General features: G+C 38.3%; 19 protein-coding genes and 2 pseudogenes. 3 read left to right on the forward strand and 18 right to left on the reverse strand.

The features are described from left to right. Positions 1-198 (reverse strand): annotated as a pseudogene (locus tag FJU30_RS27170) (IS110 family transposase); the annotation flags it as partial. A gap of 174 nt (positions 199-372) precedes the next feature. On the opposite strand from FJU30_RS27170, the pseudogene FJU30_RS11130 reads away from it, so the two are divergent. Together FJU30_RS11130 and FJU30_RS11135 are read left to right on the forward strand one after the other, a co-directional pair. After that, positions 373-1,410, forward strand: a pseudogene (locus tag FJU30_RS11130) (IS630 family transposase). A 382-nt stretch (positions 1,411-1,792) separates the two neighbouring features. Further along, positions 1,793-4,129 carry a tail fiber domain-containing protein gene (locus tag FJU30_RS11135; protein WP_150435049.1) on the forward strand — a complete coding sequence of 779 codons (2,337 nt, stop codon included), beginning with the start codon at positions 1,793-1,795 and terminating at the stop codon, positions 4,127-4,129. 87 nt (positions 4,130-4,216) lie between these two features. On the opposite strand, the gene FJU30_RS11140 is transcribed toward FJU30_RS11135, so the two are convergent. From FJU30_RS11140 to wecA, 17 genes are all read right to left on the reverse strand, one after another. After that, entirely contained in the window at positions 4,217-5,383 is a 1,167-nt protein-coding gene (locus FJU30_RS11140; RefSeq protein WP_150435050.1) for a nucleotide sugar dehydrogenase, read from the reverse strand. 163 nt (positions 5,384-5,546) lie between these two features. After that, a complete protein-coding gene (locus tag FJU30_RS11145; RefSeq protein WP_150435051.1) occupies positions 5,547-6,779 on the reverse strand; it encodes a flippase in 1,233 nt (410 codons plus the stop codon). A 30-nt stretch (positions 6,780-6,809) separates the two neighbouring features. After that, complete coding sequence (locus tag FJU30_RS11150; protein WP_150435052.1) at positions 6,810-7,733, reverse strand: glycosyltransferase; 924 nt, start codon at positions 7,731-7,733, stop codon at positions 6,810-6,812. Positions 7,734-7,862: 129 nt separating this feature from the next. Beyond that, positions 7,863-8,717, reverse strand: coding sequence for a glycosyl transferase (locus FJU30_RS11155; protein WP_150435053.1), 855 nt, complete (start codon positions 8,715-8,717; stop codon positions 7,863-7,865). 164 nt (positions 8,718-8,881) lie between these two features. Then, the gene (rfbD, locus tag FJU30_RS11160) at positions 8,882-9,727 is read right to left on the reverse strand and encodes a dTDP-4-dehydrorhamnose reductase (RefSeq protein ID WP_150435054.1); all 846 of its coding nucleotides are present in this window, start codon (positions 9,725-9,727) and stop codon (positions 8,882-8,884) included. Then, positions 9,724-10,260 carry a dTDP-4-dehydrorhamnose 3,5-epimerase gene (gene rfbC / locus FJU30_RS11165; protein ID WP_150435055.1) on the reverse strand — a complete coding sequence of 179 codons (537 nt, stop codon included), beginning with the start codon at positions 10,258-10,260 and terminating at the stop codon, positions 9,724-9,726. Before rfbC ends, rfbD begins: the two co-directional genes overlap by 4 nt. Position 10,261: 1 nt before the next feature. Further along, positions 10,262-11,131 (reverse strand): glucose-1-phosphate thymidylyltransferase RfbA, encoded by an 870-nt coding sequence (gene rfbA / locus FJU30_RS11170; RefSeq protein WP_150435330.1) that lies wholly within the window; start codon positions 11,129-11,131, stop codon positions 10,262-10,264. A 19-nt stretch (positions 11,132-11,150) separates the two neighbouring features. Then, positions 11,151-12,218, reverse strand: a complete 1,068-nt coding sequence (rfbB, locus tag FJU30_RS11175; protein ID WP_150435331.1) for a dTDP-glucose 4,6-dehydratase — start codon at positions 12,216-12,218, stop codon at positions 11,151-11,153. A 20-nt stretch (positions 12,219-12,238) separates the two neighbouring features. Next, on the reverse strand, positions 12,239-13,648 hold the full coding sequence (gene wcaJ, locus FJU30_RS11180) for an undecaprenyl-phosphate glucose phosphotransferase (RefSeq protein ID WP_150435056.1): 1,410 nt from the start codon (positions 13,646-13,648) through the stop codon (positions 12,239-12,241). Between the two features lie 10 nt (positions 13,649-13,658). After that, positions 13,659-14,582, reverse strand: a complete 924-nt coding sequence (locus FJU30_RS11185) for a glycosyltransferase (protein ID WP_150435057.1) — start codon at positions 14,580-14,582, stop codon at positions 13,659-13,661. Between the two features lie 17 nt (positions 14,583-14,599). After that, positions 14,600-15,454: a glycosyltransferase gene (locus FJU30_RS11190; RefSeq protein ID WP_191091585.1), complete on the reverse strand. Its 855-nt coding sequence runs from the start codon at positions 15,452-15,454 to the stop codon at positions 14,600-14,602. 123 nt (positions 15,455-15,577) lie between these two features. Further along, positions 15,578-16,417 carry a glycosyltransferase family 2 protein gene (locus FJU30_RS11195; RefSeq protein ID WP_150435059.1) on the reverse strand — a complete coding sequence of 280 codons (840 nt, stop codon included), beginning with the start codon at positions 16,415-16,417 and terminating at the stop codon, positions 15,578-15,580. Between the two features lie 46 nt (positions 16,418-16,463). Beyond that, the gene (locus FJU30_RS11200) at positions 16,464-17,639 is read right to left on the reverse strand and encodes an EpsG family protein (protein WP_150435060.1); all 1,176 of its coding nucleotides are present in this window, start codon (positions 17,637-17,639) and stop codon (positions 16,464-16,466) included. Positions 17,640-17,723: 84 nt separating this feature from the next. Beyond that, a complete protein-coding gene (gene wzc, locus FJU30_RS11205; RefSeq protein ID WP_150435061.1) occupies positions 17,724-19,883 on the reverse strand; it encodes a tyrosine-protein kinase Wzc in 2,160 nt (719 codons plus the stop codon). Between the two features lie 22 nt (positions 19,884-19,905). Further along, the gene (locus tag FJU30_RS11210; protein WP_150435062.1) at positions 19,906-20,340 is read right to left on the reverse strand and encodes an arsenate reductase/protein-tyrosine-phosphatase family protein; all 435 of its coding nucleotides are present in this window, start codon (positions 20,338-20,340) and stop codon (positions 19,906-19,908) included. Positions 20,341-20,348: 8 nt separating this feature from the next. After that, on the reverse strand, positions 20,349-21,485 hold the full coding sequence (locus FJU30_RS11215) for a polysaccharide export protein (RefSeq protein WP_150435063.1): 1,137 nt from the start codon (positions 21,483-21,485) through the stop codon (positions 20,349-20,351). 127 nt (positions 21,486-21,612) lie between these two features. Continuing rightward, complete coding sequence (gene wecA / locus FJU30_RS11220; RefSeq protein WP_150435064.1) at positions 21,613-22,707, reverse strand: UDP-N-acetylglucosamine--undecaprenyl-phosphate N-acetylglucosaminephosphotransferase; 1,095 nt, start codon at positions 22,705-22,707, stop codon at positions 21,613-21,615. Between the two features lie 778 nt (positions 22,708-23,485). Here wecA and FJU30_RS11225 point away from each other — a divergent pair. Then, the gene (locus FJU30_RS11225; protein WP_150435065.1) at positions 23,486-25,075 is read left to right on the forward strand and encodes a TerC family protein; all 1,590 of its coding nucleotides are present in this window, start codon (positions 23,486-23,488) and stop codon (positions 25,073-25,075) included. Positions 25,076-25,448: the final 373 nt, after the last annotated feature.

Below are 25,448 nucleotides of genomic sequence, written 5' to 3' on the forward strand. Positions count from 1 at the left end.
ATATTGCCTGAACTGGCGAGACCAGTAATTCGCACTGCCGCACGCTTCCATTACAATACGGGACGGAGGCTGCTGAGCAATGAACGCCATCAGTTTTTCACGGTTGATCATTTTGTTCGCTTTCTTCCTGCTCTGCGCAGACACGATGTTCACCTGAAAAACTCGCTTTGCCAGATCAATTCCGATAATTTGTTCCATGGGACACCTCTTCATGTTGCTGTTGGTTTGCACTTACAGCATGGCTCACTGAGGCCTTTGTGGGGAGGTGTCCATTTCATTAGCGCCTAATAGTAGATCACTGAAGGAAACTTAATCCGGTTTGAGCGATCTGATCAATCGCCAAACATCACAAATCACCAACCGGACTGAGTTATGACGATCATAGCACCCATACCCCGAAATGAACGACGTCAGATGCAGAAAACCATCCATAAAACACCCGATAAAAATCATGCCCGACGGCTTATCGCCATGCTGATGTTACATCGGGGTGACTCTTTGACCCATATGGCAAAAACTTTATGTGAGGCACGTTCCTCCGTTGGATGATGGCTCCACTGGTTTACCTTCTCCGGCACCGACGGTCTGAAAAGTCTTCAGCCGGGCCGCCAAAAAAGATGGCCAGTGGACGCGATGTTGCGCACGCTTAATTTACTGGTTCAGCGCTCTCCTCAGGACTTCGGGTATTTGCGCTCCCGATGGAGTACTGAGATGTTAACAATTGAAATTAATAAATTATTTAATTCACCGTTACATCCCGGCTCGCTTCGCCGCTGGTTACCTGGAGCGGGGATTGTCTGACAAAGAGCCGCTCCGACACTGCATATTCGTGATCCTCACAAAGCGGAAAAAATGGCGGCCATCAATGACGCATTAGAAAAAAATTCAGCCAGCAACCCCGTCTTTTATGAGGATGAGGTGGATATCGATCTGAATCCAAAAATCGGTGCAGACTGGCAGAAAAAGGGGCAGCAAAAACGCGTTCCAGCGCCCGGAAAAAATGAAAAGCATTATCTTGCCGGAGCCCTCCATGCCGGAACTGGACGAGTAGATTATGTCAGTGGAACAAGTAAAAACTCAGAACTGTTTATCAGGATGTTACGTCATTTAAAAAGCACCTGTCGGAGTGCAAAAACGATCACGTTAATCGTAGATAACTACATCGTTCACAAGAGTAAAAAGACGCTGAAATGGCTGAAGGAAAACCCTAAATTTATTGTTATTTATCAGCCTGTTTACTCTCCATGGGTGAACAAAATAGAGCTGCTGTGGCTGTCATTGCACGAAACGGTAACGCGCAACCACCTCTGCCGGGCAATGTGGCAATTACTGCAAAAGGTCAGGCAATTTATGAAAGCCGTATCGCCTTTTCCCGGTAATCATCATGGATTAACAAAAGTGGAGCGGTAATAGGCGCAGTTATTTAGCAATAGCAGAACATGATACACAGATTCTGAATATGTAATATTGGTCAGGAACGATAAGATCTGGTGCCCGGCAGCCTGTAACAATATTGGGGAAAGAAGCCAACCTCGTTAATTAAGGATAAAAAACAATCTTAATACAATCGTTGGTAATATAAAAAATATAATCCATCGGAATATTTTATTAACACCTATAAATAACATACAAATACCCAACATCATCATTCAAATCGATTTAGAGTTAAACATTATATAAATCAATAAAAAACTCCCAGAAAAAAGCTTACATTATCTAACAATGATTTTATTGAATTAGTTTCATTAAATAGTTTTAATGGTAAAGCATAACTACTCGCCAGGATTAACTCATGCAGATATCAAGAAGAAAAATTTTAAGATGGATTCTACCATCAGCATTTTTAATAAAGCTGTCCACATCCAGTAAAACGATTGCTGCCGAGCAGCCAAATAGTAACAAAATTAAAAAAAACCAAGCACCTACCCCAAAAGATATAAAACATATTGAAAACATCCCCACTCTAAATAATATTAATGAGTTAGATGCAAAAACCATTCAACAAAGCTTCTCTAAAATGTACCCTGAAAATACAATTGGCGCATCTATAAACCTATTAAAATACGCATTATTTGGCAGCCAACCGATCAACTCAAATACAATATCGCCATGGGAAAAAAATGAAGAAGTTAAATTTGGCGAAATTAGAATATTTGAAAACCAACCAATAATCCACATCGGAAATAAAACAAAAACAAAAGAAAAACCAGATAATAATTGGCGACATTGCTCATCGCTCGCTAATGGATATATAACATTAGAACAATTAGGTGGACGTCCAATTCGGGGATTTGACAACTCTGAATATATAGATAAATTTCATTCATTAGCATTACTTGGTATATGTAATGAACTACGACTTGGGGCTGGCGTTTATGAAACCAAGAAAAGCCATATATTTACTTGTCCAGTAACAATTCGAGGTATAGGCTCAAACTTCACACAAACCGATCAATACGGTACATCAGCAATATATGATAAACGGGGGCGAAAATCAAATGGTTATCTACTAACCTTCGATAATGGGAAACAAGCAACCATTGGTATAAGATTAGACGGTTTTCAAGTATATGGCAATAGATCTGATGAAAACCAAGGAGTTATGATAAAGGCGTCAGGATGGGCAATCTATGTTGAAAATTTAATGATCCGTAACTTTGGTAAACAGGGTCTCTCTTTCGAGCATGTTAATGATGGAACTTATACGGGGTTGCAAATTTTAGCTTGTGGTGGATACATAGATAACACACCGTATTATGCTATTGATATGGACCCATCAGGCCTAACCTCCTGGATAAATTTAAGCTCTTTTACACGCCTACACGTTGAACATTGTAGATACGCAATTAAATTAGCAGGTTGGATGTTAACATTCATTGGATGCCATATTGAAACAGGAAATTGGAATTCAACTGACAATTTTTCACCAATGATAAATATTGGTCCTGTAGCAAGACCGATTATTTTTGTAGGTTGTCATTTTATTTCTCCAGACTGGGAAAAATACCTTTCATCAACAAAAAACAACTCAGAAGATATCTTATCTAAAATACCTGGAATGATTGACACAACTTATCCTAAAGAAAAAATTTGGGTAATAAATGAATATGAAACAAAAATAAAATTTCAGGGATGTAATTTTACAGTATCTGTTGGACGTGCCCGTTTCATTAATTTACCATGGATTTCTATTGATTTAATCGACTGTCATTCCACTTCCGGTTCAATGTACAAACATTTATCTCCATTTACATTGGGGGCCCGCAGTATAGTCACGGGAAACACTATAATCATATCGAAAGTATCCAATAATAAATCCATTTATTCGAACTATGTAAATGATATCTTTTGTTCAGCTATCCATCAAAATAGCTCGTATGGGATTTTTCATGGAAATAATATTATTTGCATTGGGTATACAGGTAAATCTTTGGCAGCAATTACTTCAACAAATCCAGATGATTGCATATACCACAGCAATAAAATAATTGGTTATACGCATGAAATGCTAAAAACAATTGGGGGACAAATTTTTAATGGATTAAGGATACGATCATCAGAAAAAACAATAGACATTGCCACAAATTCCCTATTAACATCATCAAATAAATTTTGCGTAAGAACTAACCAAGGTTATCAAACTTCGCATTTGGTTTACGATGCATCGCAACCAGAATCATTTACTCTCAGACCTTCTATAGATAATGGAGCAGCCTATATAGGTAATAGTTCAATCACATGGACATCCGTTTATGTAAAGAGTGGGGTTATTACAACAGCTGACGAGCGGATAAAGAAAGATATTACAAAAATCAACGATATAGAAATGAAAGTAGCCAGAGAACTAAAAAACTTTTTATCTAAATTCAAATACAATTCCACATCAGGAATGTCAAACCAAGAAATGAATAAAATACATTTTGGTATAAGCGCTCAAAATGTCGTAAATGCTTTTAATAAATTCGGTCTTAATGCCATGGATTATGGCATAGTAGTATACGACTCATGGGAGAATATCCCTCCCGAGTTAGATGATGAAGGGGAAATAATAACACCAGAAATCAAAGCAGGAAATAAATATTCTATAAGATATGATGAATTATTTTGTTTTATTATTTCGTCAATTTAAAAAAATCAAAAGGCTCATGGAAATTAATGAGCCTTTTTGATTTAAAAAATACCTACATGAAATTTAACTTTCAAAAAAATATATAAATCAATCCGCACCAAACAAATCCCTAGTATAGACCTTATCAGAGACATCTAATAGTTCCGAGGTCATTCTATTAGATATAATTATATCAACACTTCGTTTAAATTCTTGTAAATCATTTATCACTTTAGAATTAAAAAAATACTTATCCTGCAATACTGGCTCATATACAACAACCTCAATCCCCTTTGATTTTATTCTCTTCATAACCCCTTGAATAGCCGATGCCCTAAAATTATCTGAGCCGCTTTTCATAACTAATCGAAATACACCAACTACCTTTGGATTATGGCTGAGTATTGATTCAGCAATAAAATCTTTACGAGTACGATTGGCATCAACGATCGCTTTAATTAAATTATTTGGCACTTTTGCATAATTTGCAAGTAACTGTTTTGTATCTTTAGGTAAGCAATACCCTCCATAACCAAATGATGGGTTATTGTAATGTGTTCCAATTCGAGGATCCAATCCCACCCCTTCAATAATTTGTTTACTATCCAAACCATGAGCCTGCGCATAACTATCTAATTCATTAAAATAGGCGACGCGCATCGCCAAATAAGTATTTGCAAAAAGTTTTATAGCTTCTGCTTCCGTAGAATCTGTAAAGAGCACTGGAATATTTTTCTTTATAGCTCCCTGCAATAGCAGGAAAGAAAATTTCTGAGCACGTTCTGAACGCTCACCAACAACTATGCGGGAAGGATGAAGATTATCATATAAAGCTTTACCTTCTCGTAAAAACTCCGGAGAAAATATTATATTTTTAGTTTGATAACGTTCACATAATTTTTTTGTATAGCCAACAGGTATAGTAGATTTTATAATTATCACCGCATCCGGATTAATAATTAGTACATCTTTAATTACTGACTCCACCGATTCAGTATTAAAATAATTTGTTTTTGGATCATAATCAGTTGGTGTAGCAACGATAATATATTCAGAGTTTTCATAAGCACTGTATTTATCTGTTGTTGCCTTAAAGTTGAGTTTTTTATTTTGTAAAAACTCTTGAATTTCTTTATCTACAATAGGTGATTTTTTATCATTAAGAAGTGCTACTTTTTCTTCAACTATATCTAACGCTACAACTTCATTATGCTGAGCCAATAAAATGGCATTAGACAGGCCAACATAGCCTGTTCCTGCGATTGCTATTTTCATTTTTTTACCGTTAACATATCAAATAATAAAGATTAAAAATTCGGCACATATACGAACTCTATCGATTAAATCGTTAAAGTCATTTTATATGCCATCCGAAATTAGTGATTAAAAAATCTGCAACTCCTAAAATATAACTAATTTTTAATTTTCCATAGAGAAATCAGAATATTTTTTTCATCTTAAGAAAAATATAAAAACTTAACAATACTAAAGTTTCTGTAATTAAAACTGACCAGGCACTACCCAGAACGCCAAACCAGTGAATTAATGGAAATATTATGATTAAATTAAACACGCCCCAAAATAGGGTTAATAGAGAAAACTGTTTTTTAAATCCATGGGTAATCATGGTCTGAACACCCAATATATTGCACACTGCGGAAACAAATGGGATTATGCATAAACATCTTAATATTATTATTATTACTTCATTCTCATAACCTGTGATTATATAAATGATGTACGGCGACAAAACAAAGACAGATACAGACATTAAAGAAAAAATAATAGCAACTATTTTTATCGACTTCATTATTAGCTTTTTCGCATCATAATAATTACTAACATACAAGCTATTAATACGTGGAAACAGCGATTGAGAAATAGGATTAAACAGGCCCTGCATTGCATTTCTGACAGTGTTAGCTATATTATAATATGCAACGCTCTCGGTCCCCAGAACAACACCAACGATTAAAGTAGGAAGAGATGTATATAAATTAACAGAAAGCACAGATATAAAAAAAGCGACGCTATCTTTTATTAGAATCACTGTATCCTGCAAACAGAAGTAAATATGTCCAACCCATTTCTTATTAAAAGAATAGATTAATACAAGCATAGCCGTTAACAATGAAATGCTACTTTGCATAAGAGCCGCAACATATATATCGCCAGGACCTTTCACCAAAATAAATATAAAAATAATTGAAGCAATTCTTGATATCAAAGAAGATATTGAAATTATTTTCATTTCTTCTTTTCCCTGGAAAAGCCAAACAGGCAATATTATCCCCCCCAGTATTTGAGGAGAAAACATTATTATAATAAAAAAAACACTTCTAATTTCATTAATAAAAAAGCCCAAAACCCAAAAAATAAAAATAGCGACTATCATTAAGAAAAACTTTGCCCAAATAGTAGTCCAGAAAATTTTAGTTATTTTCGTCTTATCCTCTTGGTTTCTTGCAATTTCTTGAGTTGATGAAAAATTAAAACCAAAGTCGGAAATTAATGTCAAATATTGAACAATTACCTGACAAAAAATAAAAAGACCATATTTTTCAGTTCCTAAAGTTCTAACCAAATAGGGGAATACAATTAATGGAAGGATATAAGTACTACCCTGAAGGATAGTCAGATGAAAGATATTATTTAAAAGTTTAGACTTCATATCAACCACTTAAGAAAGGGATAATAAAAATTATCGAGACAGAAAAAACAGAATATATTCTTTAATTCTATCTAACCTATTTGATGTATACCTTGCAGAAATAGTCGAATTAAAATAACACAAAAAAACAATTTTACCAAAAAACCACAACCAATCATTCAAAAAAACCACCGAGGTCATTTTTTTTATTTCTTTTTTCTTTTTACATCTTAGATAAAGAATTTTGGTTTCTTCATATGAATAATATGGCTTTCTTTTTTTCAAGAAAAACAATCTAAATAAACGCTTAGAGAGATTGACATTATTCCCGCCTTGTTTTATAGATAAATTTCCTCCATGGATTCGATAATGAAAAAGTATTTCTTTTAAATAAGTAATACCATTACAGTTAACCGCTACATTGATAATCCATTTATCATGATTGTATCCAGAATCTATTATTGGTAAGATATTCGTCTTTAAAGAAGAATCAAACAAGCAAGAACAACCCAGAACAAATGAATTTAAAAAAGAAATATTGTGTATATTTTTATTTTTCGAGTCAACCCCATGTAATTTATTAACAAAACCAACGGGTCTATCAATAGAATGTCCATCTTTATCGATAAAATCGAAATCACTGTAAATAAGAGAATTATCACCAATATTTGAAACTAACCTTTCCAGTTTGTTTTTTTTCCATAGATCATCTTGATCGCACAGGGCAATATAGTCCCCATGACAAAGTGAAATAGCATGTTGAAATGAACCTGAACATCCTATATTTCTTTTATTCTGAACTAACCTAATACGACTATCTTGGAAAGATCTTATCAAAGATATGGTATTATCTGTTGAACAATCGTCAACAATTATAACTTCAATATTCTGAATGGTTTGCTCAAGAATAGAGTTTATTTGTTTTTTTATATATTCACCACCATTATAAGTGGCCATAGCTACTGAAATTAACATTCTTACTCCAAGAGAAAACAGGTAAGATAATTTTATTCAATAAATCTCAAAAAACATTACTGCGATATCAACTATAAAAAATGCAAAAAAATTTCATTCACAAAAAAAACACAACAATCGAGTGACACGCTAACACCTCGGATGCTTACCATTTAAAAATGCTTTTAATATAACCAAAGTATTTTTCAAATTAAACCCGTAAATTTCATTTATCAAACACCGGAGAAGAATATAATATGATTTAATGCTAGGGTATTGACGCGCAGTTATAGCAACATCCAATATTCTTTCGATATGCCTAAATGCATTTTTAGAAGATGCGCCTTCCAACCTTGATAATGAATGCTTCAAAACCGAAGTGGACCTCATTTCAATATTCTCACCCATAGAATTTAATTTATATATTCGCCTAAAAAAACTAAAATCCACACCGTATAAAGCAAAATTCTCATCAAACAAAGTCATATTATATTTACAGAACTTATCTACTAATTTCTTTTTAATAATCAACCCTGAACCAATAGATATTGTTGATGTTGAATCAAGATTGCCATCACCACTAATAATCCTCCCTGAAGATACCGGGTAGTATATTTCCCCATCAAATGAAGACTTTATTTTAGGTAATTCAACATCTATATCATCATGGCTATTCATTGCAAGAAAGAAAGAATTGGTCATCTCAGTATCATCATCCAAAATAACGTACTGGTTTACGTGCTTATTACTTTGAATAAATTCATTATAAATACTGCTTAGTGGTTTATTCTCTAAACAGTTTACTGACTCCACCTTATTGAAAATTTCTTTTAATAAATACAGGCGGTGGTCATTTTCAAAGCGAATCTCTTTGGGACCATTATTATGAATAAGTATACTTGAATTAGGAAACTCATGTTCTAATAACATATTCAACGTGGTTGATTCACCTGGTAACTTGTTATATAACACAACCAAAATAGCATTTGATTCATTTACAACCACACTGTCAACCTCATTTATAAAAAGTAGACGAAATCCCCATAAAAATAATAAAGCGAATTACGACAATCATTCCCAGAAAAAAATCAATATTTTATACTATCTATTATTCCCCACTGAGAAGACTTATCTTAAAAACAAGAAAGTTCTCAGGGAGGTCTAAAAAATCACAAAAAAACATTTAAAGCCAATTTCCAATCAGATAAAATGACTTCATATTTTTTTATTTTCTCACAAGAAAGAACGGAATATCCCGGTCGTTTTGCTGGAGTTATATACTGTTCGGTAAGAATAGGATTTAAACGTGGTATTTTATCTAATAGTCGCTTAGTCTCAGCATATTTAAAGATTTCTAACGCGAACTCATACCATGACACTTCAATATTACCACAATAATGATAAATCCCTGCATCAGCATTTTTATTTATTAACTGAACAATCGCATTAGCGATATCACCAGCATACGTAGGGCAACCAAGCTGATCAGAAACAATACCTAATTCATCACGATCTTTAGCCAAACGAAGCATGGTCTTGACAAAATTATTTCCATACTCACTAAATACCCATGCGGTACGTATAATAATCGCATCAGGTAAGATATGGGAAACAGCGATTTCACCTTCCAGCTTAGTTTTTCCATAAACGCCTAACGGATTCGTTTTATCAGTCTCTACATAAGGAACCGTTGCTGTACCATCAAAAACATAATCCGTAGATACATGAACCAAGCGAGCACCGACCGATTCAGCAGCCAGAGCCAAATTTTGCGGACCAACTTTATTCACTAAATCTGCTAGTTCTGGTTCACTTTCTGCTTTATCTACAGCAGTGTAGGCAGCCGCGTTCACAATAACATTAGGTTGGAACTTTTTTACTGCTGCGAGAACTTTTTCCCGACTGGTAATATCAAGCTTATCACTATCTGTTGCCCATACCAGCCATTCGGCGGGTAGGCGATCCTGAAAACAACGGCCAAGCTGGCCATTCGAACCTGTCAATAAAATTTTCATCCGGCCAGATCCTTAAGCCATTTTCCTAACTTATCTTTTTCAGAAAGCAAAGGAGAGGTTACTGGCCATTCAATACCAACCACTGGATCATTCCACAATAGGCAACCCTCATTCGCCGGATTATAATAATCAGTACATTTGTATTCAAAATCGGCTACATCGGACAACACGACAAAGCCATGCGCCAGACCAGGCGGAATCCAGAATTGAGTTTTATTTTCTTCTGACAAGATCACTCCTTCCCAAGCGCCATAAGTAGGCGATTCAGGACGGATGTCGACTGCGACATCAAATACTTCCCCGCGTACAACCCGCACCAATTTCCCTTGCGGATTCGAACGCTGAAAATGCAGACCGCGTAATACACCTTTTGAAGAACGCGAGTGGTTATCCTGTACAAATTCCAGATCAATATCCAACATTTCCTGATAACGTCGTTTTTCAAACGTTTCCAGAAAAAAACCTCTCTCATCGCCAAAAATTTTTGGCTGAATGATCTTTACACCCTCTATACGTGTATCCTTAACCTGCATATCATTTCTCTCCTATCAGGCGGGTCAAATATTGACCATAATTAGTTTTACTCAAAGCTTTCGCCTCTTCAGCCACCTGTTCTTTACTCAACCATCCTTTACGAAAAGCTATTTCTTCAAGGCAAGCGACTTTAAAACCCTGTCTTTTTTCTATGGTATGAACAAATTGGGAGGCTTCCATCAAACTGTCATGAGTACCAGTATCCAACCAGGCAAAACCGCGCCCCAGCAACTCTACATTCAAAGTTCCTTGCTCCAGATACATCTCATTTAGAGTAGTTATTTCCAGCTCCCCACGGGAAGACGGTTTTACCTGTTTGGCCATATCTACAACGTTATGATCGTAAAAATAAAGCCCTGTCACCGCCCAGCTGGATTTAGGTTTTAGTGGTTTTTCTTCTAAAGAAATAGCACGATAATTTTCATCAAACTCAACTACACCAAAACGCTCAGGATCCACAACCTGATAACCGAATACCGTTGCTCCCTCTGTACGTGAAGCCACCATTTCTAATTTTTTACCAAAACTCTGACCAAAATAAATATTATCGCCTAATACCAGGGCACAGCGCTCCCCAGCAATAAATTCCTCGCCGATAAGAAAAGCTTGCGCCAAGCCATCGGGACTAGGTTGTACTGCATAGCTAAAATTAACACCGAAATGACTACCGTCACCCAGCAAGCGTTTAAAAGATGGCATATCAGCTGGCGTGGAAATGATTAATATATCCCTGATACCAGCTAACATCAGAACAGAAATAGGATAATAAACCATAGGTTTATCATAAATGGGTAATAACTGCTTGGATACACCGCGAGTAATAGGATGTAAGCGAGTTCCGGAGCCACCGGCTAATACAATACCTTTCATATTATCTACTCCTGATAATTTAGCTGGATAATCCCAGTCGTTCACCGGCATAGGAACCATCTTTAACCCGGCGCCACCATTTCTCATTGGCAAGATACCATTCAATCGTCTTACGGATTCCACTTTCAAATGTTTCCTGAGGTTTCCAACCTAATTCACATTGAATTTTTGATGCATCTATTGCATAACGCATATCATGACCAGGACGATCGACTACATAAGTAATCAAATCAGCATAGCGAGCGATCCCATTAGGTTTGTCAGGAACAAGCTCATCCAGCAATTCGCAAATTGTTGTTACCACTTCAATATTTTTTCGTTCATTGTGGCCACCGATGTTATAAGTTTCACCAACTTTCCCTTCGGTTACGACCTTGTACAACGCTCTGGCATGATCTTCCACATACAGCCAATCACGAATCTGTGCACCGTTACCATAAACAGGCAATGGCTTGCCTTCCAATGCATTCAAAATAATCAAAGGTATTAGTTTTTCAGGGAAATGATATGGACCATAGTTATTAGAGCAATTTGTTACCAGTACTGGCAAGCCATAAGTTCGGTGCCAAGCTCGCACCAGATGATCGCTGGAGGCTTTCGATGCAGAATAAGGACTACTTGGAGCATACGGTGTTATTTCAGTAAAAAGATCGTCCGTACTATATAAATCCCCATAAACTTCATCAGTAGATATATGATGAAAACGAAATGCTTGTTTTTTATCTTCACTCAGCGTAACCCAATATGCGCGGGTTACTTCAAGTAGATTGTAAGTCCCGATAATATTAGTTTGAATAAAAACCGCAGGTCCGTCAATTGAACGATCTACATGGCTTTCAGCAGCTAAATGCATAACTGCATCCGGTTTAAAGGAAGTGAATGCATCTGTCAAAGCTTCTTTATCACAAATATCAATTTGAGAAAAAGAATAATTAGGTTCTAAAGACATCTCCAGCAAGGATTCTAAGTTACCTGCATAAGTTAGGCTGTCAACAATCAACACTTTATTTTTTGTGTTTTTAATAATATAACGAACCACCGCGGAACCAATAAATCCTGCACCACCTGTTACAATGATGTTCATGATCATTACCTTTTTTAAAATAACTAATATGCTGACTTATTTACAAAGCCTTTGAATATTGTCAAAAATATAATTTTACAATCCAGCCATACACTCCAGTTTTGTATATAAAAAAGGTCAAACTCAATACGTTTTTCCATCTTCTCTAATGTTTCGGTTTCGCCTCGCCAGCCATTAATTTGAGCCCAGCCAGTAATACCTGGTTTCATTTTATGTCTAAGCATATATCCTTTAATTAATTTCCTATACTGCTCGTTATGCGCAACCGCATGGGGCCGGGGACCAACAATTGACATATCCCCTTTTACCACATTAAAGAATTGAGGCAGTTCATCAAGAGACGTTCTTCTTAGGAAGGCTCCTACCGGTGTTATTCTTGAATCCCCTTTTCTAGCCTGTATTACATTATCTCCGTTTTCCATTACTGACATGCTGCGAAATTTCCACACATCAATCGCTTTCCCGTCTATTCCATAACGCTTTTGTTTGAAAATCACCGGTCCTGGAGATGTTGTTTTCACGACACATGAGATAAGTAAAAGCAAGGGTGATATTAACAAAATTATCAATAATGAGAGCGTAACATCTTCAATTCTTTTTATAATCATATTAATACCGCTCATAGGTGTATCATATAGCGATATAACAGGGATACCATTAACCATTTCGCTTCTTGATTGAAGCAAGTTAAAAGTAAAAATATCTGGAACCAACAATACCGTACAGGTAGTATCAGACAACTCAGTCAATATATTGTTGATAAGTTCTGATTCATGCATAGGTAATGCGATATATACTTTATCAATATTGCAACTACGAGCACTTTCAATGAGTTTATTTATATCACCTAATGAATTAATATTTAGTTTATCGTACTCTTTTGAAATTTTTTTCCCTTCCAGGGTATAATACCCAACTACATTCAACCCCAGCCAAGGTGCATTCATGATGCTATCAATTAAATGAAAACCTGCGACTGAATCACCGACAACAACAACTCGTCTACTATTATAACCCAATTTCCTTAGGTAACGAACAACTGCTCTTATTGATATACGAGCAAATAAAAAACCTAATAACGAGACACACAGCCATATAATGTGATATTTAAGGCCAATAAAGAGAGAGGGGAAAATAGAGAGTATACCAGCGCTAAATATAACACTTAACAGCCAATTTCTAATCAATAATTGCATTTCAACCCTGAAACTAACTCCTCGCCATGAGCGATAGAAATCAGTAATTCCGCCAATCATTTGAAAAATTGAAAGGCTAATAAATGCAAAGAGCCAGTTCTGAAGAGATATTCTATCACTCACTATAGTTGAAACTAAAAACGTACTAAGCAATATGATTGAAATATCTGAAAATCGCTGCAACATAGATATAATTGACGCATTGGTATAAATAATAACTCCCTGATTTGTTTTCATTTTATTTCTCTTAAGGATTAGTTTTATTCCAAAAACCTTTATGCATACTTAATTTTTTTACAAAAATTATAGGCAATTTAGTATAATTCTGCCCCAATTTATAGCCAGTTATTTTTAATAAGTTATGTAAACATGCTCTTGGTATCCAAAGAGGATTGTTTTTTAATAAGTATTTAAACTCTGAAACTATAAACTTTTTCCCTTCGCTACCAGCTCCCCCAAAGTTGTCTCTAATCCATTTTTCATCATAGTGAAAAACTCCGATATCAAAATATCGTTTAAACTCTTCCCACGGGGTATAATTATGAGAATGCTTAACCACGGCATTGGCGACATATGCTACATTATATCCTGCTAAGATAGATTTAGCGGCAAGATACATATCTTCACTTAATATCGTGTGAGAAGGGAACCCGCCAAGTTCATGAAAATAGTTAGCTCTATAAGCAGAAAAAGAATTAGATGAAAACACCTTCCTCACGCCGACAATATTATTTACTGACAATCCAGTAATATAGCTATTTTTTTTATAGTTAAAAAATCTTGCATGTATTGCAAGAGGATTGGCTGTATCATGAGGGATTTGTTTCCCATAAGTACAACATACATTTTTATTCTTATCAAGAAAACTAATTATGTTTTTAATCGCATCCTTTTCTGGAATTGCATCTTGAGTAAGAAATACAAAAAACTCCGAATTACTCAGATTAAATGCTTTGTTCCTTGTTCCCCCATGATTGAAATCAGAACGACGAATACTCTTTACTTCAAACCCTAACTTTTTTGCTATTTTTATAGTATTATCTGTACTTTCAGAATCAATAACAAAGACATTAAAATTATATTTATCTTTTTCTAATGATATTTTTTTTGCGGCTTTTTCCCATACACTGCCACCATTACATGTTGGGATAATAACAGTAACATTCTTCATTAGATTTTCAGACATATTTATTTATAACTCCCAAGTGTTCCTGTTATAGAATGTAACAACCCACGAGCCATAGCTCCAAATTTAGCTAGTTTATTTTTTTCAAAAAAAACACAAAAAAACTCATAAGCCACTTTAACTGAATTAAAAATAAAAAATGATGGACACACAGAAACATATTTAAACGATAGATGAGTACCATTACGCACAATATAATATTTTCGGTATTTATTATGATTATTAGGTTTTAATTTCAGAAAAAACAAATCTACAGTTTCTCTATTTCCTATTTGATGATTTAAACATATATTTTTGTTTACATATATAGGGATATTATTAACATGCGCTTTAAGACAAATCTCCGTATCCACATGGTCTATAATGTAAGCTTCATTAAACTCACCAACCGTTTCCCATGCGCTTCTTGATATCCCCATACCCGAAGATATTGCAAACGTCGTTATATCTTCTTTTTTAAGATTTACTTTTTTATAAATCCATTTCTTCAATAAAAAAAATGTTGCATAACTTTTAGAATTAATATCATAAAAATTTGGACATACCATTTTTGCATTTTTTTCTACAATAAAAGATTCCATCTCTTCAAAAAAATATTTTGGTAAAATTGAATCTTGATCGAATGTAAAAATAAAATCGCATCCATGTTCAAACAGATAATTTATACCTTTATTTAAAGCTCCCGCTATTCCTCCAGCATTCTCATTATGAATATAATAGTCAAAGCCATGGTTGTTTTTTTCTTTACTATTATCTACTACACAAAAATGATAATGACTTCCTTTTTGTTCGTTTTTCCACTTATCTATTATGTCATGTTCTGGATTATATAGAACAACAATAAAACCTATTTTCAAGCCCCCCCCCCATATTGCTTTTCGGCATTGTACATTTATATGTTAGATAGATAATAAAGAACATCTAACTTCGATAGTAAATTAAATATTTCAACCTCGTCACATTAATAACAAAAAAGAGAATTATTCAAAAAAATACTTAACAAAATATTTTGGATTTTTATTAACGACACTCCAGTATAAACATTCAACTAAGGATGAATTCCCTTTTAATTGCTTTATAAAAAACCTCATGCATAGGGCATCTTTTTCAGAATAAATATCTTTATTTCTTTCAAGTAGTGTTGCTAATGCATTAGTTAGACTATCATTTTGCGATACTCTTTTCTCACTGAGATTATGATCATGATACATAAAATAATTACTTTTTGTATATCGAATAAATGGGCCAAACCTGAAGGATAATCTGAGCCAAGTGTCCCAATCTTGTAATCTTTTTACCCGGATATCAAACCCATCAATAGCTTTGAGTCTGCTTGTTAGCGTAAATATTTGATTTGATGCTTTATTAGCAAAAAGTAAATCTTTATAACTAAAAACCTTGTAATTCCGGAAAGATTTATAATGTTTTTTTATAAATTCATTCTCATATACATCCATAAAATTACAGCATAAAAATGAATACTTATCATCCCAGTGATTAAGGAAAAACTCTATCCGATCCAATGAAAACTCATCATCATCATCAAGCCCGGTAATAAATTTTCCTGTTGCATTTACTATTCCATTATTCCTTGAAGCACAGGCGCCTTTATTATCAATATTCCTTAAGTATTTAATTCTATTATCTTTTTTCTTTTCTTCTAATACCATTAATTCCGTACCATCAGTCGAAGCATCATCACAAATAAGTATTTCAATATTTTTATGTGTTTGATCCTGAACCGAGCGCAGGGCCCGGAGTAGTTTATTTTTTCTGTTAAACGTTGTTATATACACGCTAACCTTTTCATTTTCATTCATGATAATAGTCTTTCAATTTACCGTAAAAATAAATAAGTTGTGCACTTCACATTATTGGATAAGACATTTTTAATAACTCAGAAGACCAATTAGTTAATATGCTTACCGCTACAACCATTAATATATAAAGAACCAACAAAGCAGGATAATATTTCTTTTTTTCATAAGAAGAAATCATGAAGATTAAACTTGTCATCGAGATAAATGGAAGCCAGTAAAAATTCCTAAAAAACCATGCCATAGAGATAATACTTACTGCATATAAATTTAATAAAACAATATACGAGACAACAGAAATGTAAGTTTTATTATCTTCAAAAATGTCACTATTTTTTTTATTTCTTGTTAAAAGAAAAAAAACATTTATCAGTAATGGGAGATATGACTCTATTGTGAATTTAAGCCTAGTCATGATTGGTAAGTCATAAAAATCAGCACCATTTACTTCAGAGTTAAGGTAGCTATATATTTTATCCGATATATTTACGCCGACAAATATCTTCTCCATATATTGTATAAATGTTGAGTTTACAAAAATTTTTGCCAGACTCAAATCTATAAAAAAAGATAGCGTGTATAATAACAGAACTAAGACTGACACGAACTTCAATATCTTGATATTTTTAGAAAGGACAAATGCACAGACTCCAAGTAATATTGGTACCAAAGCGCCCCAGTGAAGCCCAACACTTATTGCTGTAAATAAAGAGAAAAGTAATAATCTTCTTTGAAAGAAAAAATAACATGCAATCATAGCACAAGGAGCAGCAACACCTTGTCTGTATGTATTAGTTGCCAAATCAAGAATTGACCACCCATAAAAAAAGGACAATAAAATTAATGATTTATAACATTTATCTTTAAAAAAGAGAAAAGAAAAAAATAAAATTAAAATTACAAAATATATTGCAGTTCCAAACAAATATGCCTCATGGGACGCATTAATGGTTTTTATGCTTAACATTAACCAGTAAAAACTCAATCCCCATGGAAAATCTTCAAATCTGTCAAGCCTATCATAATAATCAAAATACATTATCAAATCAGTTGCGCCAGGCTCTCTAAATGCATAAAAGCATACCATCATGACAGCAACTAATGTTGTGTTTAGTATATCCAGTTTATTATTTTTATATCTTGCGGCAAGAAAAGACAAGAAAAATAAAAACAATGAAAGAAAAAAATAAATAGATAAATTTAAATTACTAAAAAATAGCGGCATATATAGGCATAGCCTCCAAACACTTGTGATGATTGATTTTCAACATCACACCCTCCTCTTAACGAGGAGGGAAAACATACAATATTACTTGTTATAATCGTACTCGTAATACCCATAGTTATTGTAGTAGCTTGACATTCGTCTTACTATGGCATTTAATATCACGCCTTTAATTTCTGCACCATTCTGCTCAAAGCGACGAATACTTACTTCAACTTCTTTCGGAGTATTAATCATATACCTTGCCACCAGTAGAGATGTTCCTGCATGGCGACTAATTATTGCCGCATCAGTTACCGCTAAAATAGGTGGGGTATCAAGAAGAACAATATCATAATGTTTATTTGCCCAAGATATAAAATCAGAGAAATTATGATGCATTAATAACTCAGATGGATTAGGTGGAATTTGACCTCTTGAAATAAATTCCATATTTTCTATATGCGTTCTACGTACAGTAGATTCAACCTTTGACTGCCCCGATAATATGTCTGACAATCCATTATCGGAAGTTGTCCCCATCAATTCATGGGCATAACCTTTACGCATGTCGCAGTCAATAATTAAAACTCTTTGTCCTGATTGAGCAATGACGGCCCCTAAGTTAGCACTGACAAACGTTTTACCAATCGCGGGACTAGCCCCAGAGATCATTAATACGTTATTTTTAGCTTCCATCATCGCAAAATGTAAACTTGTACGAAGGCTGCGTATAGCTTCCACAGCCAAATCTGCAGGATTACCAACAGCCAGCAATTCCGTAGAGCGAGTATTACTCTTCCTGTTATTCCTTCCCAATAACTCCCGATCCTTCTTCTGTTGCCATTCAGACAGAGGTATACTGGCGTAAACATTAATTCCCATTTCTTCCAGTTGTTCAGGGCTTTCTATTCCTTTGTGCAATATAGCTCTTATAATAACAAATGTTGTAGAAACGATTCCTCCAAGAATAATACCTAATAAAATCATAACTATTTTTCTTGGCTTAACAGGTTTAATTTGAGTTACAGCCGAGTCTACAATGCGAACATTACCTACAGTACTGGCTTTATTGATGCTTAACTCTTGCTGTTTATTTAGCAACTGCATATACACTTCTTGCCCAGCCTGGACATCCCGTGTTAAACGCAAAATCTCTTGCTGAGTTTTTGGCATAGCCCCGATACGTTTATTTAGTTTGTCTCTTTCCTGCTCTAGCGTTTTTCTTTTTTCTAACAATGCTCGATAAGCCGGGTGTTCTTTAGTATATAGCTTAGAAATTTCAGCTTCTTTGAACGTCAATTCATTAAGTTGGGATTCTACAGCCACTGTTGTATCAAGTACTGACTTAGCTTCCAATGAAAGGTCAACGGATTCATTTTGTTGACGATATTGATTTAGCCTATTTTCTGCATCATTAAGAGAACTGCGAATGCTTGGTAATTGTTCTCTCAGGAATTCTAAACTCTTACCAGCTTCTTCTGACTTACGCTCTACATTTTGCTGAAGATAATTTTGGCTAATATTATTCAGAACTTTATTTATCTGGTTCGGATTTTCTCCTTCTAATCCTAACAGTAAAACACCACTATCTTTTGCTTTATCTTCTACTGAAAAATTGTCTAATAGGTAGTTAATGGCTGTTAATTCATCAAGTTTTTTGAGTAGAAAAATCGTTCCTTCTGGAGCATTAACATCACTTACAAGTAACGTCAATCCATGCTCAGTTTCTAATTTGCCAATTTTTCCAGAAAATTTTATGTCATCACCTACTGATACTTCATAGGTATTATTATTTAATACCTTCAACCGAATTTTTTCACTTTGCCAAACGATGGGAACATCCAAACGCGATATGGCAATTTCTCCTGGTTCTTTATGCAAAATACGGGCTAATCCTTTACCAAACACAGGGAAATACTCTTGTTCAACAACTGTATCTAATGAAAGATCCCTAATTGTTTTACCAATTACCATTCGAGATTTTATTAGTTCAATCTCTGCTGCAGATTTTGGTTTGCTATCCGGTAATACACTAGACAAATCATTTAACAAATTAGTGCCCACATTCTGTTCTACCTGGATCAAAGCATCAGCTTTATACACCGGAGTGGCGAAAACCACATACAATAAACTTATAAAAGCAAATACTGCCGTCACACCAATAATCAACCATTTATTGTCCAGCAATATGCCCAACAAACGCCCTAAATCAAGTTCATCTGTGTTTGTGTCAGATGCTTTTACAGAAATCTTCTCTGCCATCGGGTTTCCTGACTATTTTGACTTAACGGTTTAATACCTGCACCCATTTACGGGCAGATTGCTCAAGTTGTGAATAAACAAACTCAAACGCTTCGCGGCTTTTACGATAAGGATCGGCAATTTCCTGTTGATTCAGCCAGTGGCCGAACAACATGGTCTTACCCCGCACCTCAGGCGCCATCCGCCCTACTGCATCGATATGCCCTTTCTCCATGACCAGAATCAGGTCATATTGGCGGCAAAGTGAAGAGGTAAGCTGTTGCGCGGAGTGCCCCTCCAGTGATAGGCCATGAGCAGTTGCTACCTCGGCGGCAGTCGGTTCGGCTGGTTTTCCCACCAGAGCGCCTAGTCCCGCAGAGGCAATTTTTTTCTCCGGCAGCGCTTGTTTTAACAGCCGTTCACCGGTAGGCGAACGACAGATATTCCCAACGCAAACCACTAAAATAGAATTAAACATCGCAATCTCTATGGCCAGTTGCGGATACGCAACGAACCTTCGGTTAAATCATTAAAACCGGAGATAGTCGGCACCAGCTGGCTGATAACCCGGTTCCAACGCACCACCGGCGCAGTAGTTACATACACCACGTCATAGGGCTGCAGCTGAAATTCCGTCCCCATAATCAGCGCGGTCGCATCCGATGTATTGAGCTGGTAAATATTGGCCAACTTATTACCTTCCGTACCGCGTAGTGAGCGAATTACAAACACGCCAGTAGCATCAGAGAACGATTGATCCATGCCCTCCGCATTACCCAACGCCTCGGTTAGCGTCATACCGCTTCGGTCCATCTTCAGCGTTGCCTGCTTCTTCACTTCCCCCATCACGAAGACTTTCAGATCATCGTTGCGCGGGATATACAAAATATCGCCCGGATAGAGCAGGCGATTTTGTGACAGATCGCCGTTTTGCATCAGCGCCTGCAGGGAAATACGCTCTTCCTTACCGTTATGGGTGAGGACAATATTACGCCAGTCGGCATTTTCAGTCAGACCGCCAGCAGTGTTGATAGCATCCAGAATGGTTAATGGAACATTAGTCACCGACTGCTGCCCGGAGCGGGTTACTTCCCCTGTAACATAAGCTTTCTGCGAGCGGAAAGCGGCAATACTGACTTCCACCTGCGGCGACTCAATGTATTGCGCCAGCCGGCCCATAATCTCATCACGCACCTGAGTTACCGTTTTACCAGCCACCCGCACCTTGCCGATGTAAGGATAGAAGATCGTGCCGTCGGAGTGTACCCAGTTGCCGGTATCCGCGGCAGTGCGGTAAGTACCGGCCGGCGTGGTTAGTTCCGGGTGGTCCCACACCGTAACCATTAAAACATCGCCGATACCAATGCGGTATTCATAGCGCTGCAGTTCCTGTTCCAGTTGCGGGTTATTCTGCGCCACCAGCGGTTTAGGCCGCATCTTTTCCACCAGTGACGGCGTCAGAGGGTAGACATTAACCAATTTGTCGATATTAAAATTGTCATCCTGCTGCTTAACCACCTCTTTACCGCTGGTCGAAAGGTGAGTGCCGGGAACAATGGTACAGCCGCTCAGTAATGCGGCCGATACCATCAGCGGTACCAACTTCAATCTATGATTTATCATCCTGTTTATGCCATCACTTTCAATAAGTTATGATAATAGATACGCAAAATCCCCATAAAGGATTCATTATTATAGAGAATAAAGAGCAGTTATGATGCAATAACTTCGGGCGTAAAAGGCCGGTAATTCATCGATTTAACGGCGATGTATGACCCTGTTTCTCCACCAGAGTCGCCGCCGCCCGGCCAGTGACTCTGCGCACCGCTGTCTGCAGGCGCCAGATATGGCCGGTGGACCAGAAATAGCCGATAAACACCACCAGAAAAGCGCTTAGCATCACAGATTCCGCTACGCCGGCGCGATCGGCGATAATCCCCATCGCCGCTAATAATAGTGCAAAACCTGTAATAGCAACTAACGTCTGGTGAGAAGTTAAGCCGGCTCGCAGTAAAATATGGTGCAAATGTTCGCGGTCCGCCCGGAAAGGGCTGTGGCCGCGGCGAATTCGGCGTACCGAAATCGTGATCATGTCCATTAACGGTACGGCGATCAGCCATAGCGCAGTGACCGGATGCATCACCGCGTTTTCCCCCTGCGTCGCCAGCAGCAACAGCCAGATTACAGTAAAACCAATCAGCGTACTGCCGGCATCGCCCATAAATACTTTATATTTTTGCCCCAGGGGGAATCCCAGGTTCAAAAGGATGTAGGGTACGGTTGCGGCCAGCAGACACAGACTCCAGCCGGCCAGCTCGTTATAGCCGCCCAGCCAGAACACCATGGCCAGTGCGCCAAAGGTAACGCAGGAAAGCGCGCCGAGCAGGCCGTCGATGCCGTCGATCATGTTGAAGGCGTTAATCGCCGCCCAGACGGCAAACAGCGTTACCGTATAGCCAAATACGCCCAATGCGATTTCAGTGCCAAAGAAGATATTGCCCAGCGTCGACAAAGTCAGGCCGAAATACATCATCAGCGCCGCAACCAATGCCTGCAGCAACACACGAGGAAACACCGGGAGATCGAAGCGATCGTCAAGTACGCCGGCAAGCAATAACAGGCTGGCGCAGATCATATAGATGGGGAAGTCAGGTAACCATTGGGGATGGAGCGCATAGAGAACCCATAGCGCCAGATAGATTGAGATACCACCGACATAAGGAATATGTCCCTGATGGTGTTTACGGTCGTTGGGCTTGTCCACCAGACCAACGTGAATTGCCGCTTTTCTCGCCGGAAAAAGAACCAGGAGCGCGCTTATAAACACGATTATCAGCTCTTGCATTTTTTCGCACCGTAATAAACCGTTTAAAATCGTAATGTCAGACACGCTACCGCCCCTGGCTTGTAGCTACCAGAGCGCGGTCGGGACCCGGAAATCCTGCTTTATTGGCCTACTCTGCAGGACGCTATGTTGTTATATCCCAGTTATCTTTCCTGTCTGCTGACACGCTGACTTCGGTCAATCAGCCGCTCCTTCGGCAACGCCGCAGGTAACATAAAAACCCGCTTTCGACAGATTTATCACCCGCATCACTGCGTCAGCCGTCGGGGTCCATTCACTTGCCGCCCCGCAGCATCCAGAAAGCAACCGGGTATAAAGCAAAATATTCACCGTACTGTTACATCACGGCTGGCTTATTCCTCAAAAAGCGGTTTATGTAACAAAAAATGCGCAACCATTATAATAATATTGTTGATCGCGTCCTGGGGGAGTACAAGCCGAAGATGGCTTCAGAGTGCTTTTTCAGAATAAGACTAGCCCTGTCATGTTAAAATCCATAGATATCTGTAATTTAGCAATTTTACGCCAGCACAAAAAAGTCTGTTTTTTGCGCGAATACGGTAAGTTTTTGGTAAAGATTTCAACCTTATGGCAGATGATCAATATCTTACCGGACGCCTTTCCCCGCCAGAAACATTTTTTGATGAAAATAACTGTAGTATTTTCCTCATCAATCCGTCTTTAACTCGTTACACTATGTGGGTCTAATTCTGGTCCAGAGCGGGGAATTTTTCCTGCTGACCAGACCAAATAATGAAAAAAAGGTGAAATAAAAAGTATGGAGTGGATCGCCGATCCAACGATTTGGGCCGGCCTGGCGACCCTGGTCGTGCTGGAGCTGGTTCTTGGTATTGATAATCTGGTGTTTATTGCCATTCTGGCGGAAAAACTTCCTGCGAAACAACGTGACAGAGCCCGTATCGTCGGCCTTTCCCTCGCGCTGCTAATGCGCTTTATCCTGTTGGCGTCTATCTCCTGGCTCGCCTCCCTGACCAAACCGCTATTTAACTTTCTGCAGCATGACTTCAGCGCTCGCGACGGCATTATTCTGGTCGGCGGGATTTTCCTGTTGTTTAAAGCGACGATGGAACTCAACGAACGGCTGGAAGGGAAGGATCATCAGCAACAGACGCAGCGTAAAGGCGCGCGTTTCTGGCTGGTCGTTGCGCAAATCGTTATTCTCGATGCCATTTTTTCGCTGGATTCGGTGATCACCGCCGTCGGAATGACCGAACATCTGCTGGTGATGATGGCGGCCGTTACGATCGCCATCGGCCTGATGATGTGGGCCAGTAAACCTCTTACGCAGTTTGTCAATGCTCACCCGACAATCGTCATTTTGTGTCTGAGTTTTCTGTTGATGATTGGTTTCAGTCTGGTGGCGGAAGCCTTTGGCTATCGCATACCAAAGGGCTATCTGTATGCGGCGATCGGTTTCTCCGTATTGATTGAGGCGCTGAACCAGCTATCGCAATTTAATCGCCGGCGTTTCCTCTCCTCCTCTACCCCACTGCGCCAGCGTACTGCCGAGGCCGTGCTGCGGATTCTGCGCGGCAAACATGAAGATGCCGAGCTGGATACGCAAACATCGTCACTGATCGCCGACAGTATGGAAAACGGCGAAGAGGTTTTTAACCGTCAGGAACGCCGTATGATTGAGCGCGTGCTGGGCATGGCGCAGCGCACAATCAGCAGTATTATGACATCTCGCCACGATATCGAACTGGTGGATCTGAGCGCCTCGCCCGATGAAATGGCGGCGCTTTTGCGTAAAAATCAGCATACCCGTCTGGTGGTGATTGACAGCGCCAGTTCCGACGAACCGCTAGGTATGGTTCACGTTATCGATCTGCTCGACCAGCAGCTCAATCAGCAACCGCTCGATCTGCGGCGTCTGATCCGTCAGCCGCTGGTGTTCCCGGAACAGCTTTCCCTGCTGCTGGCGCTGGAGCAATTTCGCGAGGCCCGCACCCATTTCGCGTTTGTGGTGGATGAATTCGGCTCGGTGGAAGGCATCGTCACGCTCAGCGATGTCATGGAAACTATCGCCGGCAATCTGCCGATCGAAGGGGAAAAGCTGGATGCGCGCCACGATATCCAGAAAAACCCGGACGGCAGCTGGACGGCAAACGGCTATATCCCGCTGGAAGACCTGATCATGTACATTCCGCTGACGCTGGATGAAAAACGCGAGTATCACACTCTGGCCGGGCTATTGATGGAGCATACGCAGCGTGTGCCGCAGCCGGGGGATGAACTCACCATCGAAGGCTATACCTTCAGAATTCTGACTGTGGAAAGCCACCGAATCGTCAAGGTATCGATCACGCCGGCGGCGCTGCAGATGGAAGAGGATTTCGAGGTGTAAGGCGCTCCGGCCGCCGCAGGTTTATGGTCGCGATGACCGGCATTTTAGGCCGGCCGGGATAGCGGTGTCGGGCGAAGAGAAAACCCGCAGACGTCAGGCTGCGGGTGTATTGGTTTTGTTACTTACCCTATCCCCGGGGATCATCCTTGCAGGGCCGCCGCCCGCGGCGTTAGCTCTGCTCACGGCATAATTCATCGCTTCCCCCGGTCGATTACGGCTGTAAGCTGCCGGGGATTAATTAGACACAGCCCGTCTTTCACCAAAGGTCAGCCATTGGCTGGAAAAATTCGTTGCCGACGCATTTTTCTCTGCGCCGCCGCCTGCCTGCAGCTCGAATGATTTTGGGTATATTTGAATAACAGATTAGCGTTAT

This window comes from Affinibrenneria salicis (assembly GCF_008710095.1).